20 protein-coding genes are annotated in these 21,269 nt (G+C 68.0%); 8 read left to right on the top strand and 12 right to left on the bottom strand.

Annotated elements, in window-relative coordinates; all coding sequences use genetic code 11:
• Positions 1-9: 9 nt before the first annotated feature.
• The 4 genes from obgE to EAH68_RS09365 form a co-directional block, all read right to left on the bottom strand.
• Entirely contained in the window at positions 10-1,527 is a 1,518-nt protein-coding gene (gene obgE, locus EAH68_RS09380; protein WP_126121076.1) for a GTPase ObgE, read from the bottom strand.
• A gap of 116 nt (positions 1,528-1,643) precedes the next feature.
• Positions 1,644-1,910, bottom strand: coding sequence for a 50S ribosomal protein L27 (gene rpmA, locus EAH68_RS09375; RefSeq protein ID WP_126121075.1), 267 nt, complete (start codon positions 1,908-1,910; stop codon positions 1,644-1,646).
• A gap of 17 nt (positions 1,911-1,927) precedes the next feature.
• The gene (gene rplU, locus EAH68_RS09370) at positions 1,928-2,233 is read right to left on the bottom strand and encodes a 50S ribosomal protein L21 (protein ID WP_126121074.1); all 306 of its coding nucleotides are present in this window, start codon (positions 2,231-2,233) and stop codon (positions 1,928-1,930) included.
• A 193-nt stretch (positions 2,234-2,426) separates the two neighbouring features.
• Positions 2,427-5,552, bottom strand: a complete 3,126-nt coding sequence (locus EAH68_RS09365) for a translation initiation factor IF-2 N-terminal domain-containing protein (RefSeq protein ID WP_126121073.1) — start codon at positions 5,550-5,552, stop codon at positions 2,427-2,429.
• A 211-nt stretch (positions 5,553-5,763) separates the two neighbouring features.
• Between EAH68_RS09365 and EAH68_RS09360 the strand changes: the two genes are divergently transcribed.
• The gene (locus EAH68_RS09360) at positions 5,764-6,513 is read left to right on the top strand and encodes a hypothetical protein (protein WP_126121072.1); all 750 of its coding nucleotides are present in this window, start codon (positions 5,764-5,766) and stop codon (positions 6,511-6,513) included.
• 51 nt (positions 6,514-6,564) lie between these two features.
• Here EAH68_RS09360 and ndk read toward each other — a convergent pair whose 3' ends face one another.
• The 3 genes from ndk to EAH68_RS09345 are packed head-to-tail and all read right to left on the bottom strand — an operon-like array spanning position 6,565 to position 8,057.
• Entirely contained in the window at positions 6,565-6,975 is a 411-nt protein-coding gene (ndk, locus tag EAH68_RS09355; RefSeq protein WP_126121071.1) for a nucleoside-diphosphate kinase, read from the bottom strand.
• 29 nt (positions 6,976-7,004) lie between these two features.
• Positions 7,005-7,745 carry a hypothetical protein gene (locus tag EAH68_RS09350; protein WP_126121070.1) on the bottom strand — a complete coding sequence of 247 codons (741 nt, stop codon included), beginning with the start codon at positions 7,743-7,745 and terminating at the stop codon, positions 7,005-7,007.
• A gap of 3 nt (positions 7,746-7,748) precedes the next feature.
• Positions 7,749-8,057, bottom strand: a complete 309-nt coding sequence (locus EAH68_RS09345) for a hypothetical protein (protein ID WP_126121069.1) — start codon at positions 8,055-8,057, stop codon at positions 7,749-7,751.
• 73 nt (positions 8,058-8,130) lie between these two features.
• On the opposite strand from EAH68_RS09345, the gene EAH68_RS09340 reads away from it, so the two are divergent.
• From EAH68_RS09340 to EAH68_RS09330, 3 genes are read left to right on the top strand one after another with little or no spacing between them, the layout of a single operon-like run.
• Positions 8,131-9,153 (top strand): pirin family protein, encoded by a 1,023-nt coding sequence (locus tag EAH68_RS09340; protein ID WP_126121068.1) that lies wholly within the window; start codon positions 8,131-8,133, stop codon positions 9,151-9,153.
• A 4-nt stretch (positions 9,154-9,157) separates the two neighbouring features.
• Entirely contained in the window at positions 9,158-9,466 is a 309-nt protein-coding gene (locus tag EAH68_RS09335; protein WP_126121067.1) for a GNAT family N-acetyltransferase, read from the top strand.
• Positions 9,463-9,924 (top strand): carboxymuconolactone decarboxylase family protein, encoded by a 462-nt coding sequence (locus EAH68_RS09330; RefSeq protein ID WP_126121066.1) that lies wholly within the window; start codon positions 9,463-9,465, stop codon positions 9,922-9,924. The genes EAH68_RS09335 and EAH68_RS09330 overlap by 4 nt, the downstream gene beginning before the upstream one ends.
• A gap of 4 nt (positions 9,925-9,928) precedes the next feature.
• Here EAH68_RS09330 and EAH68_RS09325 read toward each other — a convergent pair whose 3' ends face one another.
• The 3 genes from EAH68_RS09325 to EAH68_RS09315 all read right to left on the bottom strand — a co-directional run bounded on the left by EAH68_RS09325 (position 9,929) and on the right by EAH68_RS09315 (position 14,609).
• On the bottom strand, positions 9,929-10,360 hold the full coding sequence (locus EAH68_RS09325) for a DUF4233 domain-containing protein (protein ID WP_126121065.1): 432 nt from the start codon (positions 10,358-10,360) through the stop codon (positions 9,929-9,931).
• Complete coding sequence (gene folC / locus EAH68_RS09320) at positions 10,360-11,817, bottom strand: bifunctional tetrahydrofolate synthase/dihydrofolate synthase (RefSeq protein WP_277600472.1); 1,458 nt, start codon at positions 11,815-11,817, stop codon at positions 10,360-10,362. Before folC ends, EAH68_RS09325 begins: the two co-directional genes overlap by 1 nt.
• 92 nt (positions 11,818-11,909) lie before the next feature.
• Positions 11,910-14,609 (bottom strand): valine--tRNA ligase, encoded by a 2,700-nt coding sequence (locus EAH68_RS09315; protein WP_126121064.1) that lies wholly within the window; start codon positions 14,607-14,609, stop codon positions 11,910-11,912.
• Between the two features lie 59 nt (positions 14,610-14,668).
• Here EAH68_RS09315 and EAH68_RS09310 point away from each other — a divergent pair, with 59 nt between their 5' ends.
• The gene (locus EAH68_RS09310; protein WP_126121063.1) at positions 14,669-15,367 is read left to right on the top strand and encodes a MerR family transcriptional regulator; all 699 of its coding nucleotides are present in this window, start codon (positions 14,669-14,671) and stop codon (positions 15,365-15,367) included.
• The gene (locus tag EAH68_RS09305) at positions 15,364-16,098 is read left to right on the top strand and encodes a hypothetical protein (protein ID WP_126121062.1); all 735 of its coding nucleotides are present in this window, start codon (positions 15,364-15,366) and stop codon (positions 16,096-16,098) included. The genes EAH68_RS09310 and EAH68_RS09305 overlap by 4 nt, the downstream gene beginning before the upstream one ends.
• Here the strand turns inward: EAH68_RS09305 and EAH68_RS09300 are convergent.
• On the bottom strand, positions 16,064-17,569 hold the full coding sequence (locus tag EAH68_RS09300) for an Hsp70 family protein (protein ID WP_126121061.1): 1,506 nt from the start codon (positions 17,567-17,569) through the stop codon (positions 16,064-16,066). The two genes, EAH68_RS09305 and EAH68_RS09300, sit on opposite strands and share 35 nt — an antisense overlap.
• Positions 17,570-17,601: 32 nt before the next feature.
• Complete coding sequence (locus EAH68_RS09295; RefSeq protein WP_126121060.1) at positions 17,602-18,579, bottom strand: malate dehydrogenase; 978 nt, start codon at positions 18,577-18,579, stop codon at positions 17,602-17,604.
• A gap of 279 nt (positions 18,580-18,858) precedes the next feature.
• Between EAH68_RS09295 and EAH68_RS09290 the strand changes: the two genes are divergently transcribed.
• Positions 18,859-19,590: a TetR/AcrR family transcriptional regulator gene (locus EAH68_RS09290; protein ID WP_126121059.1), complete on the top strand. Its 732-nt coding sequence runs from the start codon at positions 18,859-18,861 to the stop codon at positions 19,588-19,590.
• Between the two features lie 265 nt (positions 19,591-19,855).
• Positions 19,856-21,061 (top strand): IS110 family RNA-guided transposase, encoded by a 1,206-nt coding sequence (locus EAH68_RS09285; protein ID WP_126121058.1) that lies wholly within the window; start codon positions 19,856-19,858, stop codon positions 21,059-21,061.
• The last annotated feature ends 208 nt before the right edge of the window (positions 21,062-21,269 follow it).

Below are 21,269 nucleotides of genomic sequence, written 5' to 3'. Positions count from 1 at the left end.
CGACCGGGGTCAGCCCTCCCAGCGCTCCCGGGAGGCGGTCTCGTCGTCGCCGTAGTCGTATTCGTCGATGAGTCCGCGTCGGGCCTGGGAGGCGCGCTTGCGTTCCGTGGCGGAGAGCCGCTCGTTGGACAGCAGGCGGGCGTCCTGGCCGCGGCCGGCCACGGTCGGGTCGACGCCGGCACCGGTGAGCGGCTCCCAGTCGAAGGAGACGTCGCCGATGGTGACGTGCGCCCCTTCACGGGCACCTGCCCTGTGCAGGGCGTCCTCGACGCCCATGGCGGCGAGGCGGTCGGCGAGGTAACCGATGGCTTCCTCGTTCTCGAAGTCGGTCTGGGTGATCCAGCGTTCGATCTTCTCGCCGGTGACGATGAAGCCACCCTCGATCTCCGGGTCTGGGGTGACCACGAATTCGGGCGCGCGGCGCTTGCGGGCGTCGACGGCCTTGGGACGGATGATGGTGTGCTCGGTGTCCACCGCCGCGCGGGGGCGGCGGCGGCGATCCTCCTTGACGATCTCCAGGAGCTTGTACTTCAGCGGTTCCAGGCCCTTGTGTGCGACGGCGGAGATGATGAAGATCGGCCAGCCGAATTTCTCCTCCAGGTCCTCGCGGACGAACTCGGCGAGCTCCTCGGCCTCGGGCACGTCGGCCTTGTTGAGGACGATGACGCGCGGCCGGTCGCTCAGGTCCCCGAGTCCCACGTCGCCTTCGAGCACGGACTCGTAGGCGGCGAGTTCGGCTTCGAGGGCCTCGATGTCGCTGACCGGGTCGCGGCCGGGTTCCATGGTGGCGGTGTCGACCACGTGCACCAGCACGGAGGTGCGTTCGATGTGGCGGAGGAAGTCCAGGCCGAGGCCCTTGCCTTCGGAGGCCCCGGGGATCAGGCCGGGGACGTCGGCCATGGTGAAGGACTCGTGTCCGACGTTGACCACGCCCAGGTTGGGGGCCAGCGTGGTGAAGGGGTAGTCGGCGATCTTGGGTTTCGCGGCGGAGAGCACCGAGATGAGCGAGGACTTGCCGGCGGAGGGGAAGCCGACGAGGCCGACATCGGCCATGGTCTTCAGTTCCAGGATGAGGTCGTGCTGCTCACCAGGTTCGCCCTTGAGCGCAAAGCCGGGTGCCTTGCGCTTGTGGGAGGCCAGTGCGGAGTTGCCCAGGCCACCGAAGCCACCGGCGGCGGCAATGAAGCGGGTGCCGGGCACGGTGAGGTCGGCCAGGACCTCGCCACCTTCAGACATGACGACGGTGCCCACCGGCACCTCGAGGATGAGGTCCTCACCGCGGGCGCCGTTGCGGTTGGAGCCGGCGCCGTTGGCGCCGCGGTCGGCCTTGATGTGGGGGCGGAAGTGGAAGTCCATGAGGGTGTGCACCTGGGGGGAGACCTCCAGGATGATGTCACCGCCGTGGCCGCCGTTGCCTCCGTCGGGTCCGCCGAGTGGTTTGAACTTCTCCCGGTGGACGGACACGCAGCCGTGGCCGCCGTCTCCGGCGGCGAGGTGCAGGACCACGCGGTCTACGAAGCGGGACATGTGGGTCTTCCTCCTGTTGTGGGGCAGGTAGTGCTCAAGAATACCTGCAGAAATGGCCGAAACCCGCCGCTCCCCCGGAAGGGATGCGACGGGCTCCAGACAGTGGTCGTTATGACCTAGGCGTCGACGGTCTCGTTCTCAACGATGTTGACCATGCGACGGTTGCGCTTGATGCCGAACTCGACGGCACCGGCCTTGAGGGCGAAGAGAGTGTCGTCGCCACCGCGACCGACGTTCTCGCCCGGGTGGAACTTGGTTCCGCGCTGACGGACCAGGATCTCACCGGCCTTGACCTGCTGGCCACCGAAACGCTTCACGCCGAGGCGCTTGGCCTCGGAGTCGCGGCCGTTGCTGGAGCTGGATGCACCCTTCTTAGTTGCCATTGGTTACCCTCCTTGGCTTATTTGATACCGGTGACCTTGAGCACCGTCAGCGGCTGACGGTGACCCTGGCGCTTCTTGTAGCCGGTCTTGTTCTTGTACTTCATGATGTGGATCTTCGGGCCCTTGGTGTGCTCGACGATCTCTGCGGCGACGCTCACGCTGGCGAGGTCGTCGGCCTTGGACTTGACGTTGGAACCGTCGACGAGCAGAACGGGGGTCAGAGCCACGGACGCACCCGGCTCACCCTCGAGCTTCTCGACCTTGACGAGGTCACCTTCGGCAACCTTGTACTGCTTGCCGCCGGTCTTGACGATCGCGTACATAGGAGGGTTACCCCTTATCTAAACTCGGCTCAGGTTCGCGGACGCGGACCTGAATGGACGTATTTCACTTGCGTTCCAGGGCCTGCAGGCACACCGGAGCCCCAGGGGGCAGGGCGGCGCAATATCCCTAAAACAGCGACTGTCAAAGACTACCCCGCCAGCTCATCAAAAGACAAACTGCTGGTGTGAGCCATTAACGTCCGCTGCTCCGCCTGCTCACGCGCCTGCGGCCGCGACCCGCGCGCTTCTCGACGCCACCTTCCACCACGTCCCGTTTCTCCTCACGCCGGGGCGCCTGCTCCGGCTGTGCGGGTGTGGTCTCCTGCGTCGTGACGGTGGTGCGGCGCACGGCGCGCCGGCGTCCGCGTGCCCTGGTGGGCGCGCCGGAGGAGACCTCCGAGGGGCGGTTGCCGCGCAGCTGCTCCTCCGCCGGCCTCTCGGCCGGCTGCGCCTGCGGCTGCTCCGTCACCCGGCTCTCCTCGCGGGGGCTGGTGGAGCGGCTGACCCGGCGGCGTCCGCGGCCACGCGGGCTGCTCTCCTCCCGGACCTCCCGAACCTCGGGCACCTTGATCATGGTCTCCTCAGCCCTGGCCACCGGGCCGGAGGGCGCCGAACCGGGGAAATCCTCCGGCTTCGGGCGGTGGTCCGAGCGGGAGTTGCCCCGGGTGCGGCGGCGACGGCGCGGGGAGGCATCGAAATCGGCGACCGCCTGCTGGAAGGTCTTCTCCCCACCCGCAATGGCTGGCACATAGTCGGCACCCGAGGGCTCCTCGGGGTCGATCTCATCGGCCCGGTCGACGGCGGCGTCGACGATGGCTTCGATGTCGCTGCTGCCGGACTCCTCCACCACCTCCGGGACCTCAGCAGCCTCAGGGGCGCGGCCCCGGCTGGTGCCGCGGCGGCCGCGTCGGGATCGGCGGCGTCGGGAAGCGGTGTCGGGTTCGTCGTCGGTGACCACGACTGCGGCTGCGAGTTCCTCGATGCCCGGGACCTGTGCATCCTCGGCCACCTCAGCAGTCTCAGCGACCTCAATGACCTCAGCCTCCGCCGGCTCCTCCTGGCGCAGGGCGACGGCCGCCGGGTGGCGGGTCGGGCCCTGGGAGCCACGGCCGCGCTGACCGCGGGGCCGCTCCTCGACCTCGGGGCGCTCCTCAACCGGGTCCTCATGCAGGATGAGGCCGCGACCTGCGCAGTGTTCGCATTCGGTGGAGAAGGTGTCCAGCAGGCCGGTGCCCAGGCGCTTGCGGGTCATCTGCACCAGGCCGAGGGAGGTGACCTCAGAGACCTGGTGGCGGGTGCGGTCGCGGCCGAGGGCCTCCTTGAGGCGGCGCAGCACCAGTTCCTGGTTCTCGGGCAGGACCATGTCGATGAAATCGACGACGATCATGCCGCCGAGGTCGCGCAGCCGCATCTGGCGGACGATCTCCTCGGCCGCCTCAAGGTTGTTGCGGGTGACGGTCTCCTCGAGGTTGCCGCCGGAGCCGGTGAATTTTCCGGTGTTGACGTCGACGACGACCATCGCCTCAGTCCGGTCGATGACCAGGGAGCCGCCGGAGGGCAGCCAGACCTTGCGGTTGAGGGCCTTCTGCAGCTGCTCGTCGACACGGAACTGCTCGAAGGCGTCCCTGCCGTCGCGTTCGTCACGGTTGTAGCGCTGCACACGGTCGAGGAGGTCGGGGGCGACGGACTTCACGTAGGCGTGGACAGTGTTCCAGGCACGGTCGCCGTCGACGATCAGCGAGGTGAAGTCCTCGTTGAACAGGTCCCGGACGACCTTGACCAGCATGTCCGGTTCCTCGTACATGGTGACGGGGCGGGCACCGCGGGAGCTCATCTCCTTACCGGCGCGTTCCTGGATGTCCTCCCAGAGGCGGTGCAGACGGTCCACGTCCGCGGCGATGGCCTCCTCCGGCACATTCTCGGCGGCGGTGCGGATGATCGCCCCGCCCTGGCCCGGCACCACGCGGGCGAGGATCTCCTTGAGGCGTCTGCGCTCGGGGCCGGGCAGCTTGCGGGAGATGCCTGCGCTGCGGCCGCCGGGCACGTAGACCAGGTAGCGGCCGGCGAGGGAGATCTGTGTGGTCAGGCGCGCCCCCTTGTGGCCGAGGGGATCCTTGCTCACCTGGACGAGGACCTGGTCGCCGGATTTCAGGGCCTGCTCGATGCGTCGGCCGCGGCCGCCGAGGCCTGCGGACTTCCAGTCGACCTCACCGGCGTAGAGGACACCGTTGCGGCCCTGGCCGATGTCAATGAACGCCGCCTCCATGCTGGGCAGCACATTCTGCACACGGCCGAGGTAGATGTTGCCGATCATGGAGGCCTGCGCCTCGCTGGTGACGAAGTGCTCGACAAGCAGTTCGTCCTCAAGCACGCCGACCTGGGTGACCACGCCCGGGTGGTCGTGGCGCTGGCGTTCGCGCACCACCATGGTGCGTTCGACGGATTCGCGGCGGGCCAGGAACTCCGCCTGGGAGACGATGTGCTTCTTGCGACGGCCCTCCTCGCGCATCTCGGTGCGGCGGCGGCGCTGTGCCTCCAGTCGGGTGGAGCCCTTGAGGGCGACGGGCTCCTCGGGCAGGTCCTCTTCCGGCTTATCGACGTCCTCTTCCTCGACGGTCTCCGCTACCTCGGGGGTCTCCTGTTCCTCGGTGCCCCGGCCACGGCCGGCGCCACGGCGGCCGCGTCGGCGGCGTCGTGAAGCAGTGGTCTCATCCTCGTCCTCGTCCTCACCCTCAGGCTCCACCGCGGCGGCTTCCGTGCCGGGGGCCATGAACAGCGGCACGAACTGCTCGACGACGGACTCCTCCGCCGGCTTCGGGGTGATCTCCGGGGTGACGTCCTCCAGGAGGTCCTCGGTCGGCTCCTCCTGCAGGAGGACAGCGAGGTCGGCCTCGACCTTCTCCTCGATCTGGGAGATCTCGTTGGCGACGTTCTTGCGGACCCGGCTGCGGATCAGCTCCGCGTCCTGCGGGGCGTCCTCCGGTTCAGTCTCAGCCTGAGGCGCGAGCGCGTCGAGGACCTGGCGGGTCTCCTCGGGGGCGAGTGCGGACTGGGCGACCTTCTTCAGACCCAGGCCTGCGGCCACCTCGATGATCTCCCTCGAGGTCTTCCCCAGGGCCTTGGCCAGGACATGGACGCGGACCTTCTTCTCCAGCAGCTCCGGGTCAAGCTGCGGCTGCGCAGCCTCAGTCTGCACCTGTTCTGCCTGGGGTGCAGCGGTCTTCCGGGTCGCCTTGCGTGTGGAGCGGCGTTTCCTCGGTGCCGCCTTCTCCCAGCTGTCAGTGTTGTTTCGGTCGGTGGGTTCAGTGGATTCAGCCACGGGTTCTCCTGTTGTTCCTCAGGGCGGCTCACTCCCCGGGCGCTGGCGAGGGGTCCTCGCCGCCGCCGCACAGGGGTCGCCTGCAAAGTTTCGTCGTTGTCTGCGGTATTGAGTTGTGCAACTTCTGGGGTGCCGCCTCGAGCACCCCGCATCAGGACGGGGGCGATGACAGCACGATCCAGCCGCCATTGTCGCACACCAGGGGATGGCCGTGCCGAAGCGCGTAGGGTCGGAGGCTGTGTCGGATGAGTTGTCGCGCTACCGCGAGCGCACTGCGCTGCCCCTCGGGCGGGCGCTGATCCCCTCCGCCGGGGTCGGCGCCACGTTCACGTTCATCATGACCGGCCTGCCAGTCCCCGCCCTGGTGGCCGCCGCAGTGACGGCCCTGACCGCCTGGCTGGTGGTACCCCGCAGTTTCTGGTCCGGCGGGTTGGACATGCCCACCCTCTCCCCGGTGGATTTCTCCCGCTGGGACCGGGTGCGCCCCTTCCTGCCCGGTGCACTGGCATTCGGGGCGGGGCTGCTGCCCGGCGACGGGGTGATCGGCGAGGTACCCGTCTGGCCGTTCTATTTCGCGGGCACCACCGCGGCGATTCTGTGGACGGCGCGCGCGGCCGGGCGCCGCAGCGAGGTCGTGGGCCGGCGCCGGGCCCGGGCGGCCCTGGAGACCACCCCGCTGGAGGAGGCCACCGCCACCCGCCTGCGGGCGGCCGCCGAACACCGGGAGGTACTGCTCGGCCTGACTGCACTCGGGGCCATCGACGGCATCCGTGCCCGGGTGTGGAAGCTCGCCGAGGTCCTCAACCGGGAGGAGTCGGAGGTGCACGGAGAGGTCATCGCGCTGCACCGGCAGGGCGTGGTGGGGGTGTCCACGATCGACTCCGGGGCGGACACCTCCCGCCACCTGGTGGAGATCACCCCGGTGGGTGTGCGGGTGCTGGAGGAGCTGCACCGGAGATGAGCGGAGATGACAAAGGCCCCCGCACGTGGCGGGGGCCCTGAGTTCCGGGACCTACAGGTTCGGGAACCAGATGGAGATCTCGCGCTCGGCGGACTCCGGGGAGTCGGAGCCGTGGACGACGTTCTCGCCGACGGTCAGGGCGAAGTCACCGCGGATGGTGCCCGGGGTGGCCTTGGAGACCGGATCGGTGCCGCCGGCCAGCTGACGCCATGCCTCGATGGCACGCTCACCCTCGACGATGCCGGCGATCAGCGGTGCGGAGGTGATGAACTCGACGAGCTCGCCGAAGAAGGGCTTGTCGGAGTGCTCGGCGTAGTGCTGCTCAGCGGTGGCGCGGTCGGCGACACGCAGGTCCAGAGCGGTGAGCCTGAGGCCCTTGCGCTCGATGCGGGCGATGATCTCGCCGACGTGGCCGTTGGTGACACCGTCCGGCTTGATGAGGATGAGAGTGCGTTCAGTCATGGCGAGGATCCTACCCGAGCAGGTGTCGCTCAGCGCGCTGAGGTCCCCGGCGCGGCTCCCCACGTCTCGTGGCTGACACCGGTCTCCAGGACGGCCCGCAGCCGGTCCGGGTCGACCTCCTCGTCGGGGGCGGTGCAGGCCCGCATCCCCTGGGCGCGGTCCTGCCCGAACTGCAGCCGCAGGCACACGAAGTCGTCACTGCGCCCGCTCGTCCCCTCGAGTTGGGCGCGGGTGAGTTCCGGGTATGCGGGGAGCACGTCGGCGGCCACGGTCAGGCGGCACCGGGCGTCCGCGCAGTCCGGCATCCGGAGGGTGACCATCCGGCCGGTGCGGTCGAAGGCGACCCCCGCCACCGCGGTGCCGGGGCCGGTGAAGGCGGCGGTGGCGTCGAAGACGGCGGCCCGGGTGTGTTCCGCCCCGGAGTGGTTGACCCCGTCGAGCCGGAAGAAGCTGGACTGCTTGCGGACGTCAACGCCACCGGAGCCGTTCTGGTCCTGGAGCAGGCCGATGAGCCGGGAGACCTCCGCCCGGTCGAGGCCCGCGAAATCGGGGCGGACGATGACCTCGCCGACTCCCTTATAACCGACCCCGCCCTGGTAGCTGACATGTTCGGACAGCCCGGCCTCCTCCGCCTGCCGCTCGAACATGGCGGCCAGCTGCCGGGCCTGCATGCCGTTGAGGGGGCCGCAGGCCACGAAGTAGAAGCCCCCGATGAGCAGGACCAGCCCCACGAGGAGGCCGGCCAGCACCCGGAGGAGGATCTTTGCCACGGCTCAGCGCAGTTCGAGGACTGTCCGGCGGGCCTGCTCCGGGGAGGCGTCGCGGAACCAGAGCTGGACCTGGCGGATGGCGGCCCCCTCGTCGCCGCGGTCGAGCATCCCGCGCAGGGTGGCGCGCTTCTCCTCGTCGAGGACGATCTCGCCTGGCTGGCGTTCCTGGGCGACGACTTTGAGCCCCAGGACGAGGAAGACTCCGGCGGCAAGGAGGGCGATGACGGCGGCGAGGTTGGAGACGTCGAAAAGCTTGAGGACGAGGGCCACCACGCTGAGCGCGGCGGCGAGTCCGAGGTAGAGGGCGCGCATGTCATCCAGCATAACCCGCTCCCACGCCACCCTTTTGAGTATGTGTCAACAACATCTGTTGTAGAGTGGTGCCATGTCCGTCACAGACCGCTTCCCCGTCGAGCAGGTCCTCACCCCTGCTCCCCCGCACTGCACCGATGGCGCCCGAGTCGAGATCATCACCTCCCGCGAGGTCCCGCTCGGCGGCCCACGTGCCATGACCGTCCACCGCACCCTCCCCCAGCGCCAGCGCAGCCTCATCGGCGCCTGGTGTTTCGTCGACCACTACGGCCCCGACGACGTCTCCGTCTCCGGCGGCATGGACGTCGCCCCGCACCCGCACACCGGCCTGCAGACGGTGTCGTGGCTCTTCGAGGGCTCCATCACCCACCACGACTCCGGCGATCAGCACGCCGTGGTCCTGCCCGGGGAGGTCAACCTCATGACCGCCGGCGCCGGCATCTGTCACTCGGAGGTCTCCACGCAGGACACCACCCTCCTCCACGGCGTGCAGCTGTGGACCGTGCTGCCCGACGCCGACCGCAACGGCCCCCGCCGCTTCGACCACCACGCCCCCGAACCCGTCCACTTCGAGGGCGGCAGCGCGCTCGTCTTCCTCGGCTCCCTGCTCGGCTACGACTCCCCCGTCCACACCTTCAGCCCCCTGCTCGGCGCGGAGCTCCGCCTCGAGCCCGGGGCGCTGCTCACCCTCGACGTCGACCCCGCCTTCGAGCACGGCCTGCTTGTCGACGCCGGCCAGATCGACCTCGAGGGCGTCGTCGTCGAACCCACCGAACTCGCCTACACCGGCGTCGGTGAGCGGCAGCTGCGCATCCGCAACCACGGCGAGGCCCCCGCCCGGATGGTGCTCATCGGAGGCGAGCCCTTCGACGAGGAGATCGTCATGTGGTGGAACTTCGTGGGCCGCGACCACGCCGAGATCGAGAAGTTCCGTCAGGAGTGGCAGGACCAGAGCGACCGTTTCGGCCTCACCCGCGGTTATATCGGCAAGGATCCCGCCGGCCCTACGTGGCTGCCCGCCCCCGCGCTGCCGCACGCCGCCATCCGGCCGCGGCGCAACCCCGACCCCATCGCCCGCCCCGAGGAGAGGATCTGAGGCCATGATCACCGTGAGAGCCGACCGCTTCGAGATCGTCGTCGACGACCGCACCGCAGGACACACCGCCTACCTGGACCGCGGTGCGGAACGCATCTTCCACCACACTGAGATCGACGAGGAATTCAGCGGCCGCGGTCTGGCCGGGCAGGTCGTCGAGGCCGCCCTGGGGCAGACCGCCGAGGCCGGGAAGACAGTGGTCGCCGTGTGCCCTTATGTGCGAAAATGGCTGGAGAAGAACAACCCGGCCGACATCACGTGGCGCAAGCCCACCATGGAAGAACTCACCTGGCTGAAGAAGGAACTGTCATGACACGCAAACCGCCGTACCTGGACAAGTTCTACCCCGACGTCTACAAGGCGCTGGGCCAGGTCTCCCGCCAGCTGCGGGTCCTCTACCCCGACGTCGACCTGCCGCTGAGCCTCATCGAGCTGATCAACGTGCGCGTCAGCCAGATCAACGGCTGCGGCACCTGCCTGTCCGTCCACGTGCCCGCGGCACGCAAGGCCGGGGTGCCGGAGTACAAGCTCGACGCGGTGGCCGCCTGGCGGATGACCGATGAGTTCACCGAGCAGGAACGCGCCGCGCTGGAGCTGGCGGAGACCCTGACGGTGCTGCCTGACGGCCGGGACAACTCGCGGGCCGGCGCCATCGCCTGCGATGTCTTCGCGGAGGAACAGGTGGCTGCTCTGGAGTGGGCCATCATCATGATCAATGCCTTCAACCGGGTGTCCATCGCCTCCGGCCACCCGCTGATCACCCCCCGCTAGAGCGCTAAATGTGCTGGGTGGTCAGCCAGCCGCGCTTCATCCGTTCGATGAGGGTGGAGCGCAGGTGCAGCAGGTACCACCACACGATGATGAAGATGACCGCGATGATGGCCACCGAGTAGTGGACGAAGAAACCACCCACCAGGAGCACCACCTGGAGGGTCATGCTCACGGGCAGCGCCCACTGGAAACGCTGCAGGAAGGCCATGACCACATGTGCCAGGCCGACGGCGGTGATGAAGACCCAGTTGCCGGTGGTCCAGTGGGATCCTTCATCGACCTTGAGGATCACGGTCAGCGAGAGCAGGATCGTGATCGCCTCGAGGATCAGGGTGCCGGACATGACTCCCCGGATACCCTTGAGCGGGTCCTTCTCGGGGGCGTGGCCGGGGCCGAGGGGGCTGTACTCGGGTTGGTCTGCGGGGGTGGGGCTCATCAGGCGGGGTCCTTTCCGAACAGGGTGCGGGCCTCGCCCGCCGTGACCACCGAGCCGGTGATCACGACGCCGGCGCCGGACTGGATGTCGGCGTCCTCGGCGAGTTCAACGGCCAGCTCGTAGGCGGAGGAGAGGTTCTCGTCCACATGGACGCGTTCCTCACCGAAGATGTCACGGGCGTACTCGGCCAGATCGTAGGCGTCGAGGGCCCGGGGGCTGGTGTTCTGGGTGATGACGACCTCGGAGAGGTAGGGCTCCAGCGCGATGAGGATGCCGCGGGCGTCCTTGTCGTCGAGGACACCGACCACACCGATGAGGCGGCTGAAGTTGAAGTCGCGCTCCAGGGCCTGGCCCAGAGCGGTCGCGCCGTGGGGGTTGTGCGCGGCGTCGATGAAGGTGGTCGGGGTGGAGCGCACGCGCTCCAGGCGACCCGGGGAGGCGACCTTGGCGAAGCCCTCACGGACGGTGTCCAGGTCCAGGGGGCGGCCGGCGCCGGCACCGAAGAAGGCCTCCACGGCGGCCAGGGCGACCGCTGCATTGCGGGCCTGGTGCTCACCCGACAAGGGCAGGAAGAGGTCATCGTATTCGCCGCCCAGACCACGCAGGACCAGCTGCTGGCCGCCGACGGCGACGGTCGCGGAGACCACGCCGAATTCGGAGCCGGCGCGGGCGACGGCGGCGTCGACATCCACGGCGCGCTGCAGGATGACGTTCATGGCCGCCGGGTCCTGCTCCGCGACGACGGCGATGTTCTCCGGCGGGCTGAGCAGGTCATCGGTGTCCCAGCGGGATTTGATGATGCCGGCCTTCTCCGCCGCGATCTCCTCGATCGTCTCACCCAGGTAGTCGGTGTGGTCGAGGCCGACGGGCATGATCACGGCGACATCCGACTGGATGACGTTGGTGGCGTCCCAGGTTCCACCCATGCCGACCTCGACGACGGCCACGTCGACGGGGGCGTCGGCGAAGGCGGCGTAGGCCAGGGCGGTGAGGACCTCGAATTTGGACATGCGGACGTCGGAGCGGGCGTCGACAAGCTCGACATAGGGCTGGATCTCCCGCCAGATGCGCACGTAGTCGCGCGGGTGGATGGGCTCACCGTCGATGCTGATGCGCTCGGTGACCAGCTGCAGGTGCGGGCTGGTGGTACGTCCGGTGCGGCGGTGGAAGGCGCGCAGCAGCGACTCGATCATCCGCACGGTCGAGGTCTTGCCGTTGGTGCCGGCGACGTGGATCGCCGGGAAGGAGTTCTGCGGGGAACCCAGCAGGTCCATGAGCAGTTCGATCCGCTCGAGGGAGGGGTCGATCTTCGTCTCCGGCCAGCGGGTGTCCAGCTCCGCCTCGACCGCGGCGAGTTCGGCGATGTCCTCCGGGGTGATCTCCACGGAAGCGGGCTTCTCGACGTCCTTCTCACCCAGGTCGATGTTGAGCTTCAGGCCCTGCTCCGTGATCTCCACGGCCTCGTTGAGGTCGGCGAGCTCCCGGGCGTCGTCGAGGTCCTCGAGGTCCTCGTCATCGGCGGCGTTGTCGAGGATCTCGTCCTCGCGGCTCACTGGAGGGCCTCCAGACGGGCGGTGATGCGCTCGACCTCTTCCTGCGCGAACTGCTGGCGGGTACGGATCTTCTCGACGACCGCGTCCGGCGCCTTCGACAGGAAGGCCTCGTTGCCGAGCTTCTTGGCGGTGCCCTCCAGTTCCTTGTGGGCGGCGGCGAGGTCCTTCTCCAGGCGCTTGCGCTCGGCGGCGACATCCACGGTGCCGGAGGTGTCCAGCGCGACCGCGATGGTGGCCTGCGAGAGGCGCAGCTCGATGGAGGCGGATTCGGTGAAGCCCTCCTCCGGGACGGTGACGCGTGCCAGGGAACGGACCAGCTCCTCCTGGCCCTGCAGGTCGGCCGCGGCGAAGTCGATCGCGGCGGGGACCTTCTGGGAGGGTTTGACGCCCTGGTCGGAACGGAAGCGGCGGATCTCGGTGATCAGCTTCTCGGCGTCGTCGATGCGGCGGACGGCGACCTCGTCGGTGGCCACGCCACCATTGGTGTCTGCAGCGGTCGGCCAGGCGGCGGTGACGATGGTCTCCTGCTCCGTCAGGGCCTTCCACAGCACCTCGGTGACGAACGGCATCGCCGGGTGCAGCAGACGCAGGACGACGTCGAGGACGCGGCCGAGGACCAGCTGGGTGTTGCGGCCGCGCTGGTCGATGTCCTCGCGCGGAATCTGGGTCTTGGCGATCTCCAGGTACCAGTCGCAGACCTCGTCCCACGCGAAGTGGTAGAGCTCCTCATTGGCCTTGGCGAACTGGTAGTCGTCGAGGAAGGCGTCGACATCGGCGCGGACCTGCTCGAGGCGGTCGAGGATCCAGCGGTCGGCGTCGGTGAGTTCCTCACGGTCCGGCAGCTCACCGATCCGTGCCCCGTTGAGCAGGGCGAATTTGGTGGCGTTGAACAGCTTGGTGGCGAAGTTGCGGGAGGACTGGGCGGCATCCGCACCCACCGGCAGATCCACGCCCGGGTTCGCGCCGCGGGCCAGGGTGAAGCGCAGGGCGTCGGCGCCGTAGTCGGCGACCCAGTCCATCGGGTCGATGCCGTTGCCCAGGGACTTCGACATCTTGCGGCCGTGCTCGTCACGGACCAGTCCGTGGAGGAAGAGGTCGGTGAAGGGGACCTGCGGGCGGCCGCCGGCGCCCTCGCCGAGGAGCTCCGGGGTGATCTTCGCGGCGAAGGTGCCGAACATCATCATCCGCGCCACCCAGAAGAAGAGGATGTCGTAGGCAGTGACCAGGACGGAGGTCGGGTAGAACTTCGCCAGCTCCGGGGTCTGCTCCGGCCAGCCCATCGTGGAGAAGGGCCACAGGGCGGAGGAGAACCAGGTGTCCAGGACGTCCGGGTCCTGGGTGTAGCCCTCCGGGGCCTGCGCATCGGGTCCGACGCAGACGATCTCACCCTCCGGTCCGTACCAGATCGGGATGCGGTGACCCCACCACAGCTGGCGGGAGATGGTCCAGTCGTGCATGTCATCGACCCACTCGAAGTAGCGGGGCTCCATGCTCTTCGGGTGGATGGTCGTGTCGCCCTCGCGGATGGCGTCGCCGGCCATCTGCGCCAGCTCCTCGACCTTGACGAACCACTGCAGCGACAGGCGTGGCTCGATGGCCTCGCCGGAACGCTCGGAGTGGCCGACCGAGTGCAGGTAGGGGCGGACCTCCTTGACGATGCGCCCCTGCTCCGCCAGTGCCTCGCGCACGGCGACACGCGCCTCCTCGCGGGTCATGCCGTCGAAACGGGTGCCGGTGTCACTGATACGCCCGGTCTCATCCATGATCGTGGGCATGTCGAGGTTGTGGCGCAGGCCCAGGGCGTAGTCATTGGGGTCGTGCGCCGGGGTGATCTTCACGGCACCGGAGCCGAACTCGGGGTCGACGTAGTCGTCGGCGACGACGATCATCGACAGGTCATCGCGGAAGGGGTGCGGCAGGGTGGTGCCCACCAGATCCCTGTAGCGCTCGTCCTCGGGGTGGACGGCGATGGCGACGTCACCGAGCATGGTCTCCACGCGGGTGGTGGCGACGACGACGTGGGGCTCATCGTCGTTGAGCGAGCCGTAGCGGAAGGAGACGAGTTCGCCCTCGACGTCCTTGTGGATGACCTCGATGTCGGAGACGGCGGTCTCGAGCACGGGCGACCAGTTGACCAGGCGGTTGGCCCGGTAGATCAGGCCGCGGTCGTAGAGCTCCTTGAAGATGGTCTGCACGGCACGCGAGAGCCCCTCATCCAGGGTGAAGCGCTCGCGGGACCAGTCGACGGAGTCACCGATGGCGCGCATCTGGGACTGGATGCTGCCGCCGTACTCCTCCTTCCACTCCCAGACCTTCGCGATGAATTCCTCGCGGCCGTAGTCGTAGCGGTCCTTGCCCTCGGTCTCCTGGAGCATCTGCTCGACCCGGGACTGCGTGGCGATGCCCGCGTGGTCCATGCCCGGCAGCCACAGCACCTCGTAGCCCTGCATGCGCTTGCGGCGCACCAGTGCATCCATGAGGGTGTGGTCCAGGGCGTGGCCCATGTGGAGCTGGCCGGTCACGTTCGGCGGGGGCAGGACCACCGAGTAGGCCGGCTTGTCGCTGGTCGGGTCGGCGGTGAAGTAGCCCGCGTCGACCCAGCCCTGGTACAGCTCAGCCTCCACAGACTGGGGATCCCAGGACTTGGGGAGGGCATCGGCACGGTTCATCTGGTTCTGCTCAGTCACGCGGACCATCATAGCGCCCCTGGCTGCGGGCTTGACCCTGACGTGACGTCAGGCTTCATGATGTGGGCATGAGAATCTCCGAGGTCGCCCGCGCCGCCGGCTGCTCCGTGCGCGCCGTCCGTCACTACCACGCCTCCGGGGCGCTGCCCGAGCCACCGCGCACCGCGGCGGGCTACCGCGACTACCGGATGAGCGATCTCGCGGCGCTGTTGCGGGTGCGGATCCTGGTCGAGGCCGGTGTGAGCCTCGCCGACATCCGCACCGGTGTCCCCTCGCTTCTCGACACCGCCCTGGACCGCCTCGACACCCAGCTCGCCGAGCTGCGCGCCCGCCGGGAGCGGTTGCTGGCCCTGCAGGCCGGGGAACTGGGGCTGCCCGCGGACATCCGGTCCCGGATCCTCGATGTCCTCGGTGCCACGGACCACGCCCGCCGTGAGATCGACGCCCTCGACTTCATGGGGTTGAGCGGGGTGGCCACACCCGAGACCTGGTCTGTGATCCGGGGCAATCTCACCGACCCCGCCCGGCGCGCGGAGATGCGGCAGGCGCAGGAACACTGGGATGCCCTCGCCGGGCTCAGCCCGCACTCCCCTGAGGCTGACCAGATCATCCGCGAGCTGCACTCGGGTGTCGGCGGCGGTCTCATGCACGGAAGCGCGGGGACCCTCATCCCCGGGGAGACGGGGCTGAGCCTGCAGGACCTGGATGTGCACGGCGCCCAGCTCCGCGCGATCGCGGAACTGTCGGGATCCCCGGAGCTGGCATGAGGTTCCTCTTCCCCGGACTCGGGCTGCTGGTCATCGCTCTGGACACCTGGTTGTTTCTCAGCGGCCGGGTCTCCGGTGCAGGCGCGGTGGTCTTCTTCCTGACGGTGGAGGTGGTGCTCTTCGTCGGCTACCTGCTGTGGTGCCGTCGGCGGGGTATTCACCCCTTGGCGGCGTTGCCCCTGCTGCGCTATGTGCGCGTGGAAGTGCACGCCTGGGTGGATCTGTTCCGGCTCCTGCGGGGCCGGGTGGTGGTGCCCGAGGGGGCGGTGGCCCTGCACGCACGGCAGGGGTGGTGGCAGTTGCCGGCGGCCTTCACTGCGGCGATCTGCATCGAGATCATCGCCGTCGAGCTCCTCGTGCCCTGGCTGTGGCTGCGGCTGGTGCTGCTGTTCACGTCGTTGTACTCGATCGTGCTGCTGTGGGGTGTGCTGGCGGGCCGTGTGGTCCATCCCCACCACCTGGGCGGGGAGCTGGTGCTGCGTCAGGGGCGGGAGGAGATTCTCCGGGTCCCGGCTGACGAGATCGCCGCTGTGCGTGCGGTGCGTGGTTTTGAGGCGGAGCCCCGTGCGCTCCGGGACGGCCGGCTGGTGCTCGGCGGCCCGGAGGGCACCAACGTGGAGGTCGTCTTCAGCACGCCGCGGGACGGGGTGCGCTCCTGTGTGCTGTGGCTGGACGACCCCGCCGTGCTGACGGGTGCTACTGCCGCACCTTCACGGGCTGGCCGACGTTGACGGTGGCGGTGACCTCGAAATCGTCCTCCGGGCACTGGATGCTGATGGCGGCGATGCCGTTGCCGTCGACGGTGACCGTCTCGATGACCTCCGGGCCGTGCTCGCAGCGCTCGACCGGCACGGCGGCGAGCTCGACAGGGCTGAGATCGCGCAGCGCCGGGTCGAAGGGCACGAGCACCTCGGTCAACAGGGTGAGGTCGCCCGGGTGGTCGGTGGCGGCGTCGAGGGCGGAGTACTCGACGTAGCGGAACCAGCCGACGTTGTGGGCTGCCCGGTAGCGGCGGGTGATGGTGATCCCGTCACCGGCGCCGGCCTCAGCGTCGGGGCCGACGAGGGCGTCAAAGCTGACGGCCGCGCCGGCGTCACGCTCACGGAACACGCCGATACCGCGGGAGAGGCGGTCGCGCAGGTGGTAGTCAGAATCCGGGTCCGCGGCGATGGCCAGGCCCACGGCGGTGGAGGCGGTGGGCAGCGGCGAACGGTGGACGCGGCGGCCGAAACGCTCACGCAGCATCCGCGGGACCAGCGGCAGGGCGCTGGCGCCGCCGACGAGGTAGATGCCGGCGATCTCGGTCTCCGTGAGGGACTCGGAGGCGCCGATCAGCGGCTGCATGACCTCCAGGGTCTGCTCGACCAGCGGGGTGACCTCCCCGTAGAACTCGGGGACCGGGACGATGACGTCATCGTCGCCGAGCTCCAGGATCATGCGGCGCGACTGCGGCTTGAGCTGCTCCTTGGCGGTACGGGCCTCGTCGACGATCTTCTGGCGGGCACGCCTGCCGAAGACATCGTCGGCGCGGCCTGCGGTGGCCAGGGCAAGGTCGGCGAGGACCTCGTCGAAGTCGTCGCCGCCGAGGCGGCTGATGCCGAGGGAGGTCTCGACGACATGCTCGGGGCCGTCGATACGCATGAGGGTGACATCGAAGGTGCCGCCGCCGAGGTCGTAGACGATGACGTTGGAGCGCCGCGAGCTCAGGGTGCGGGCGTGGAGATGGGTGTACTCGAAGGCTGCGGCGCTGGGCTCGTTGACCATGCCCAGCACGGTGGCGCCGGCGCGGGTGAAGGCGTCGAGGGTGAGCAGACGCTGCGCGGAGCGTGCGTTGGCGGGTACGCCGAGGACGATCTCGACGTCCTCGTCGCCGGCGTACTCACGCAGCTGACCCACCACGACCTCCGCGAAGGCCACCAGCACCTCCCCCAGGGTGCGTTCCTGCTTGCCCAGGCGGACGGGGGTCTCCGCGGTGGTGTCCCCGTCGCTGAGCAGCCGCTTGAAGGAACGGACGAGCGTGGGACTGTCCAGGGCCAGTGCCTCCCATCCGCCCACGAGGCGGTCGCCGTCGAGGGCGACCACCGACGGGATGTACCCGCAGGGGTCGCCCTCGAGGTCGGTGACGGGGAGCACGGGGTAGTTCCCGCGGTCGACCGCCGCCACGACGGTACGTGTGGTGCCGAAATCAATCCCGAAGCGCATGCCGACGAGACTAGCGGAATTATGCGCGGATGCTACTTGAACAGAGCTTCCACGGCGTGGCGCTCCGCCTTGAGCTCCTCGACATTCTTCGCTATCAGCTCCCGCTGGAAGTCACCCAGCTCCAGGCCGGAAACAATTTCCCAGGCCCCACCACGGGAGGTCACGGGGAAGCCTGCGACCAGTCCCTCGTCGATGCCGTAGGACCCGTCGGAGGGCAGGGCCGTGGACACCCACTTCTCCGTGCCCTGGACCCAGTCCCGCATGTGGTCCACCGCAGCGGAGGCGGCGGAGGCCGCGGAGGATTTACCGCGCACCTCGATGATCTCCGCACCCCGCTTGGCCACCCGCGGGATGAACTCGCCCACATACCAGTCGTGGTCGATCTTCTCCATGACCGATTCACCGTTGACGGTGGCGAAGCTGAGATCCGGGAACTGGGTGGCGGAGTGGTTGCCCCACACGACGACATCCTCGAAATCGGTGGTGAGGACCCCGAGTTTCTCCGCCAGCTGCGACAGCGCACGGTTGTGGTCCAGGCGCATGAGCGCGGTGAAACGCTCCGCTGGCACGTCCGGGGCGGACTGCTGCGCGATCAGCGCGTTGGTGTTGGCCGGGTTGCCCACGACCACGACGCGGATGTCGGCGGCGGCATGGTCGTTGATCGCCCTGCCCTGCGGGCCGAAGATGCCACCGTTGTTCTTCAGCAGATCCGCCCGCTCCTCGCCCTTGCCCCGCGGCTTCGCACCGACGAGGAAGGCGGCGTTGGCGCCCTCGAAGGCGGTCTCCGCCCGGTCCGTGACGGTGATGTTGCGCAGCAGCGGCAGGGCGGAATCGTTGAGCTCCATGGCCACCCCCTCGGCCGCACCGGTGGCGGTGGGGATCTCCAGCAGGCTCAGCTCGACGGGGACGTCCGGACCGTAGGCCTCACCTGCGGCGATACGCCACAGCAGGGAGTAGGCGATGTTTCCGGCGGCGCCGGTGACGGCGATCTTCACGGGGTTCGGGCTCACGGGGGATTCCTTTCGGGCGGGGTTATGCGCCAGGGGTGCTGCAACGGGCTACCAACGCGTTCCAGCCTAGCTGGATCAGGGCCGTCGGGAGGTCACCCCCGGATGGGTTCGACCATCAGCAGGAGCCGCAGTTCCTGCCGGCTGCCCACCCCCGTATCGGGTGGGTTCCGGCTCTTTTAGGGTCATGGCATAACAGAGCGACCGCAATTCGTGCACGATAGGTGAAAGTAAAGACCAGACTCCCACTCCCCTGACCTTCTCCGGAGGACCACCGCAGCAATGTATGACGTCGACCCCACCGGCCTCGACGACACCAGCACGGTCGACGGTGTCATCGAGGTCGCCATCGAACAGTTCTCCGAGCACGGTTTCCCGGAGACCAGGCTCGACAACATCGCCAGGATCTCCGGCATGTCCAAGCGGATGATCCACTACCACTTCGGTGACAAGAAAGGCCTCTACCACCGGTGCCTCGTGGAGGCCGTCGAGAAGATCACCCCGGTCGGGGATGAGATGACGGCTGACACCACCGTCCCGGTGGAGGGGGTGACCAAACTCGTCGAGGCTGTGTACTCCCGTCTCCTCCGGCATCCGGACTGTGTCCGGCTGCTGGCGATGGAGAGCCTGCACAAGGTGATGAACCTCCGGGAGCTGGCGCACCTGCACAACCAGTCGGAGATCGCCCTCCACCTGGACCGGCTGCTCATGATCGGCCAGGACGCGGGGGCCTTCCGCCCGGGGATCGCGGCGGAGGACCTATTCTACCTGATCGGCTCGCTGGCCTTCTACCGGGTGACCAACCAGGACCTGATGATCAACCTCTTCGACCTGGACCCCGCCAGCGCAGAGAACACCGATGGTGTGCGCCGCATGATCATCGATGCGGTGCTGTCCTTCCTCACCGCCAACATCCGCGACAGCGGGCACGACAGCTACCTGGTCGCCGACATGGCCGGCGACCATGAGCCACAGTCGGCCCTGGGCATCTATGACGCGGAGGACATCGGGTAATCCCTCCCCCTCCCGTTACTTTGATGGTGTCCCCATAATGGGGATAGTCGCTGGGCCCGGTATGGCTTATTGCCCCTGTAGTTCACATGATCCGGGGGGTGTTGCCGCCGGGCTACCAGGACACCCGTTGACTGCTGATAGGGACACGGACGAACCAATCAGGTTCAGTTCTCTTTGTAACGTGGGTGCCAGCATCGGATGTCGAGACACCAGCGACGAAAGCAGTACCTGTCACTGTTGCTCCGACATCACAAGGAGGCCGGCCATGACCACCGGCACCATCGACGTCATCATCGGATTAGACGTCGGGAAAACCGCCCACCACGCCTGCGCGATGACATCTGCAGGCGAGATCATCTACGACAAACCCCTACCCCAGGACGAGGATCAGCTTCGCAAGGTCTTCACTGATCTACAAGAACACGGCACCGTCCTGATGGTCGTTGACCAGCCCAACACCATCGGCGCCCTACCGATCGCCGTAGCCCGGGATGCCGGCTGTGTGGTCGGGTATCTCCCCGGCCTGGCCATGCGCAAAGCCGCGGACTTGTACCCGGGCCGGTCGAAGACCGACCGACGGGACGCGTTCATCATCGCCGACACGGCCCGGACGATGCCGCACACCCTGCGGGCCGTGGACCGGGACAACGAGGTCCTCTCAGCGCTGAAGATGCTCTCCGGCTTCGATGACGACATTGCCAAGGACGCCACACGGACTGTCAACCGGCTGCGCAGTGTCCTGACCCAGATCTACCCGAGTCTGGAACGCGCCCTACCGGGCAGTATCATCACCCGGCCGCTGGTGCTGGAGATGCTGATCCACTACGGCGGGCCCACGAAGCTGAAGAAAGCCGGTTACCACCGGGTGCTGGCCTGGATGAGCAAACGAGCCAAGAAGGACCCCACGACGTTGGTGGACGCGATCTTTGAGGGACTCAAAGCCCAGACCGTCACGGTGCCCGGCACCGCGGCCGCTGAGATCGTCATCCCGCAATTGGCCGCCAACATCAAGGCCCTGCTGGAACAGCGGAGAACCATCGCTGAGCAGGTCGAGGAACTGTTGGAGGACTTCCCTCTTTCCGAGGTCTTGATGTCCATGCCAGGAGTTGGCATCAAGACGGCCGCGAACATACTCCTGGCTGTGGGTGACTGTTCTGATTTCCGGTCTGCCGGTCACCTGGCCGCCTATGCCGGGATTGCCCCGGTGACACGAAGATCCGGCACGTCCATCCGTGGGGAGTTTCCCGCCAGGGCTGGCAACAAGCGATTGAAGAATGCCTTGTTCTACTCGGCATTCGCATCCATCCGGTTCCACGAACCATCCAAGTCCTACTACGAGAAGAAGCGAGCCGAGGGCAAACAGCATAACGCCGCGGTAATGTGTCTGGCCAGACGCCGGTGCAACGTCATCTTCGCGATGCTGACCCGTGGTGAGTTTTTCCGGGAGGTTCCCGCCCGAACCGCCGCGTAGTCAGGCACGAGACGATCAGCTGGTCAACAATGAACACGCTGACCAGCCGATCAACCACGCCCAGCATCAAGATCGGTAGTTACCCCCGAAACTCTTCGACGAGTACACCGCCTACCCCTTGACAAAAACATAGGGACACCCCCCCTCATGAACCCTGGTTTCCTGTGTTGACTCATGTCTTCTTTGACAGTGAGTCTCACAGGTTCTG

It is taken from the genome of Corynebacterium hylobatis, assembly GCF_003955685.1.
Lineage (GTDB): Bacteria > Actinomycetota > Actinomycetes > Mycobacteriales > Mycobacteriaceae > Corynebacterium > Corynebacterium hylobatis.
The sequence above is the reverse complement of the archived record's forward strand: the minus strand, read 5'-3'. Positions and strand labels throughout refer to the sequence as shown.

What these genes read in the sequence shown, in the direction of transcription:
- obgE (WP_126121076.1), bottom strand. Translation starts at nt 1,527, where the DNA reads ATGTCCCGCTTCGTAGACCGCGTGGTCCTGCACCTCGCCGCCGGAGAC.
- EAH68_RS09335 (WP_126121067.1), top strand. Translation starts at nt 9,158, where the DNA reads ATGATCACCGTGAGAGCCGACCGCTTCGAGATCGTCGTCGACGACCGC.
- EAH68_RS09310 (WP_126121063.1), top strand. Translation starts at nt 14,669, where the DNA reads ATGAGAATCTCCGAGGTCGCCCGCGCCGCCGGCTGCTCCGTGCGCGCC.
- EAH68_RS09300 (WP_126121061.1), bottom strand. Translation starts at nt 17,569, where the DNA reads ATGCGCTTCGGGATTGATTTCGGCACCACACGTACCGTCGTGGCGGCG.
- EAH68_RS09285 (WP_126121058.1), top strand. Translation starts at nt 19,856, where the DNA reads ATGACCACCGGCACCATCGACGTCATCATCGGATTAGACGTCGGGAAA.
- EAH68_RS09315 (WP_126121064.1), bottom strand. Translation starts at nt 14,609, where the DNA reads ATGGTCCGCGTGACTGAGCAGAACCAGATGAACCGTGCCGATGCCCTC.
- EAH68_RS09305 (WP_126121062.1), top strand. Translation starts at nt 15,364, where the DNA reads ATGAGGTTCCTCTTCCCCGGACTCGGGCTGCTGGTCATCGCTCTGGAC.
- rplU (WP_126121074.1), bottom strand. Translation starts at nt 2,233, where the DNA reads ATGTACGCGATCGTCAAGACCGGCGGCAAGCAGTACAAGGTTGCCGAA.
- ndk (WP_126121071.1), bottom strand. Translation starts at nt 6,975, where the DNA reads ATGACTGAACGCACTCTCATCCTCATCAAGCCGGACGGTGTCACCAAC.
- EAH68_RS09330 (WP_126121066.1), top strand. Translation starts at nt 9,463, where the DNA reads ATGACACGCAAACCGCCGTACCTGGACAAGTTCTACCCCGACGTCTAC.
- EAH68_RS09345 (WP_126121069.1), bottom strand. Translation starts at nt 8,057, where the DNA reads ATGCGCGCCCTCTACCTCGGACTCGCCGCCGCGCTCAGCGTGGTGGCC.
- EAH68_RS09290 (WP_126121059.1), top strand. Translation starts at nt 18,859, where the DNA reads ATGTATGACGTCGACCCCACCGGCCTCGACGACACCAGCACGGTCGAC.
- EAH68_RS09325 (WP_126121065.1), bottom strand. Translation starts at nt 10,360, where the DNA reads ATGAGCCCCACCCCCGCAGACCAACCCGAGTACAGCCCCCTCGGCCCC.
- EAH68_RS09340 (WP_126121068.1), top strand. Translation starts at nt 8,131, where the DNA reads ATGTCCGTCACAGACCGCTTCCCCGTCGAGCAGGTCCTCACCCCTGCT.
- rpmA (WP_126121075.1), bottom strand. Translation starts at nt 1,910, where the DNA reads ATGGCAACTAAGAAGGGTGCATCCAGCTCCAGCAACGGCCGCGACTCC.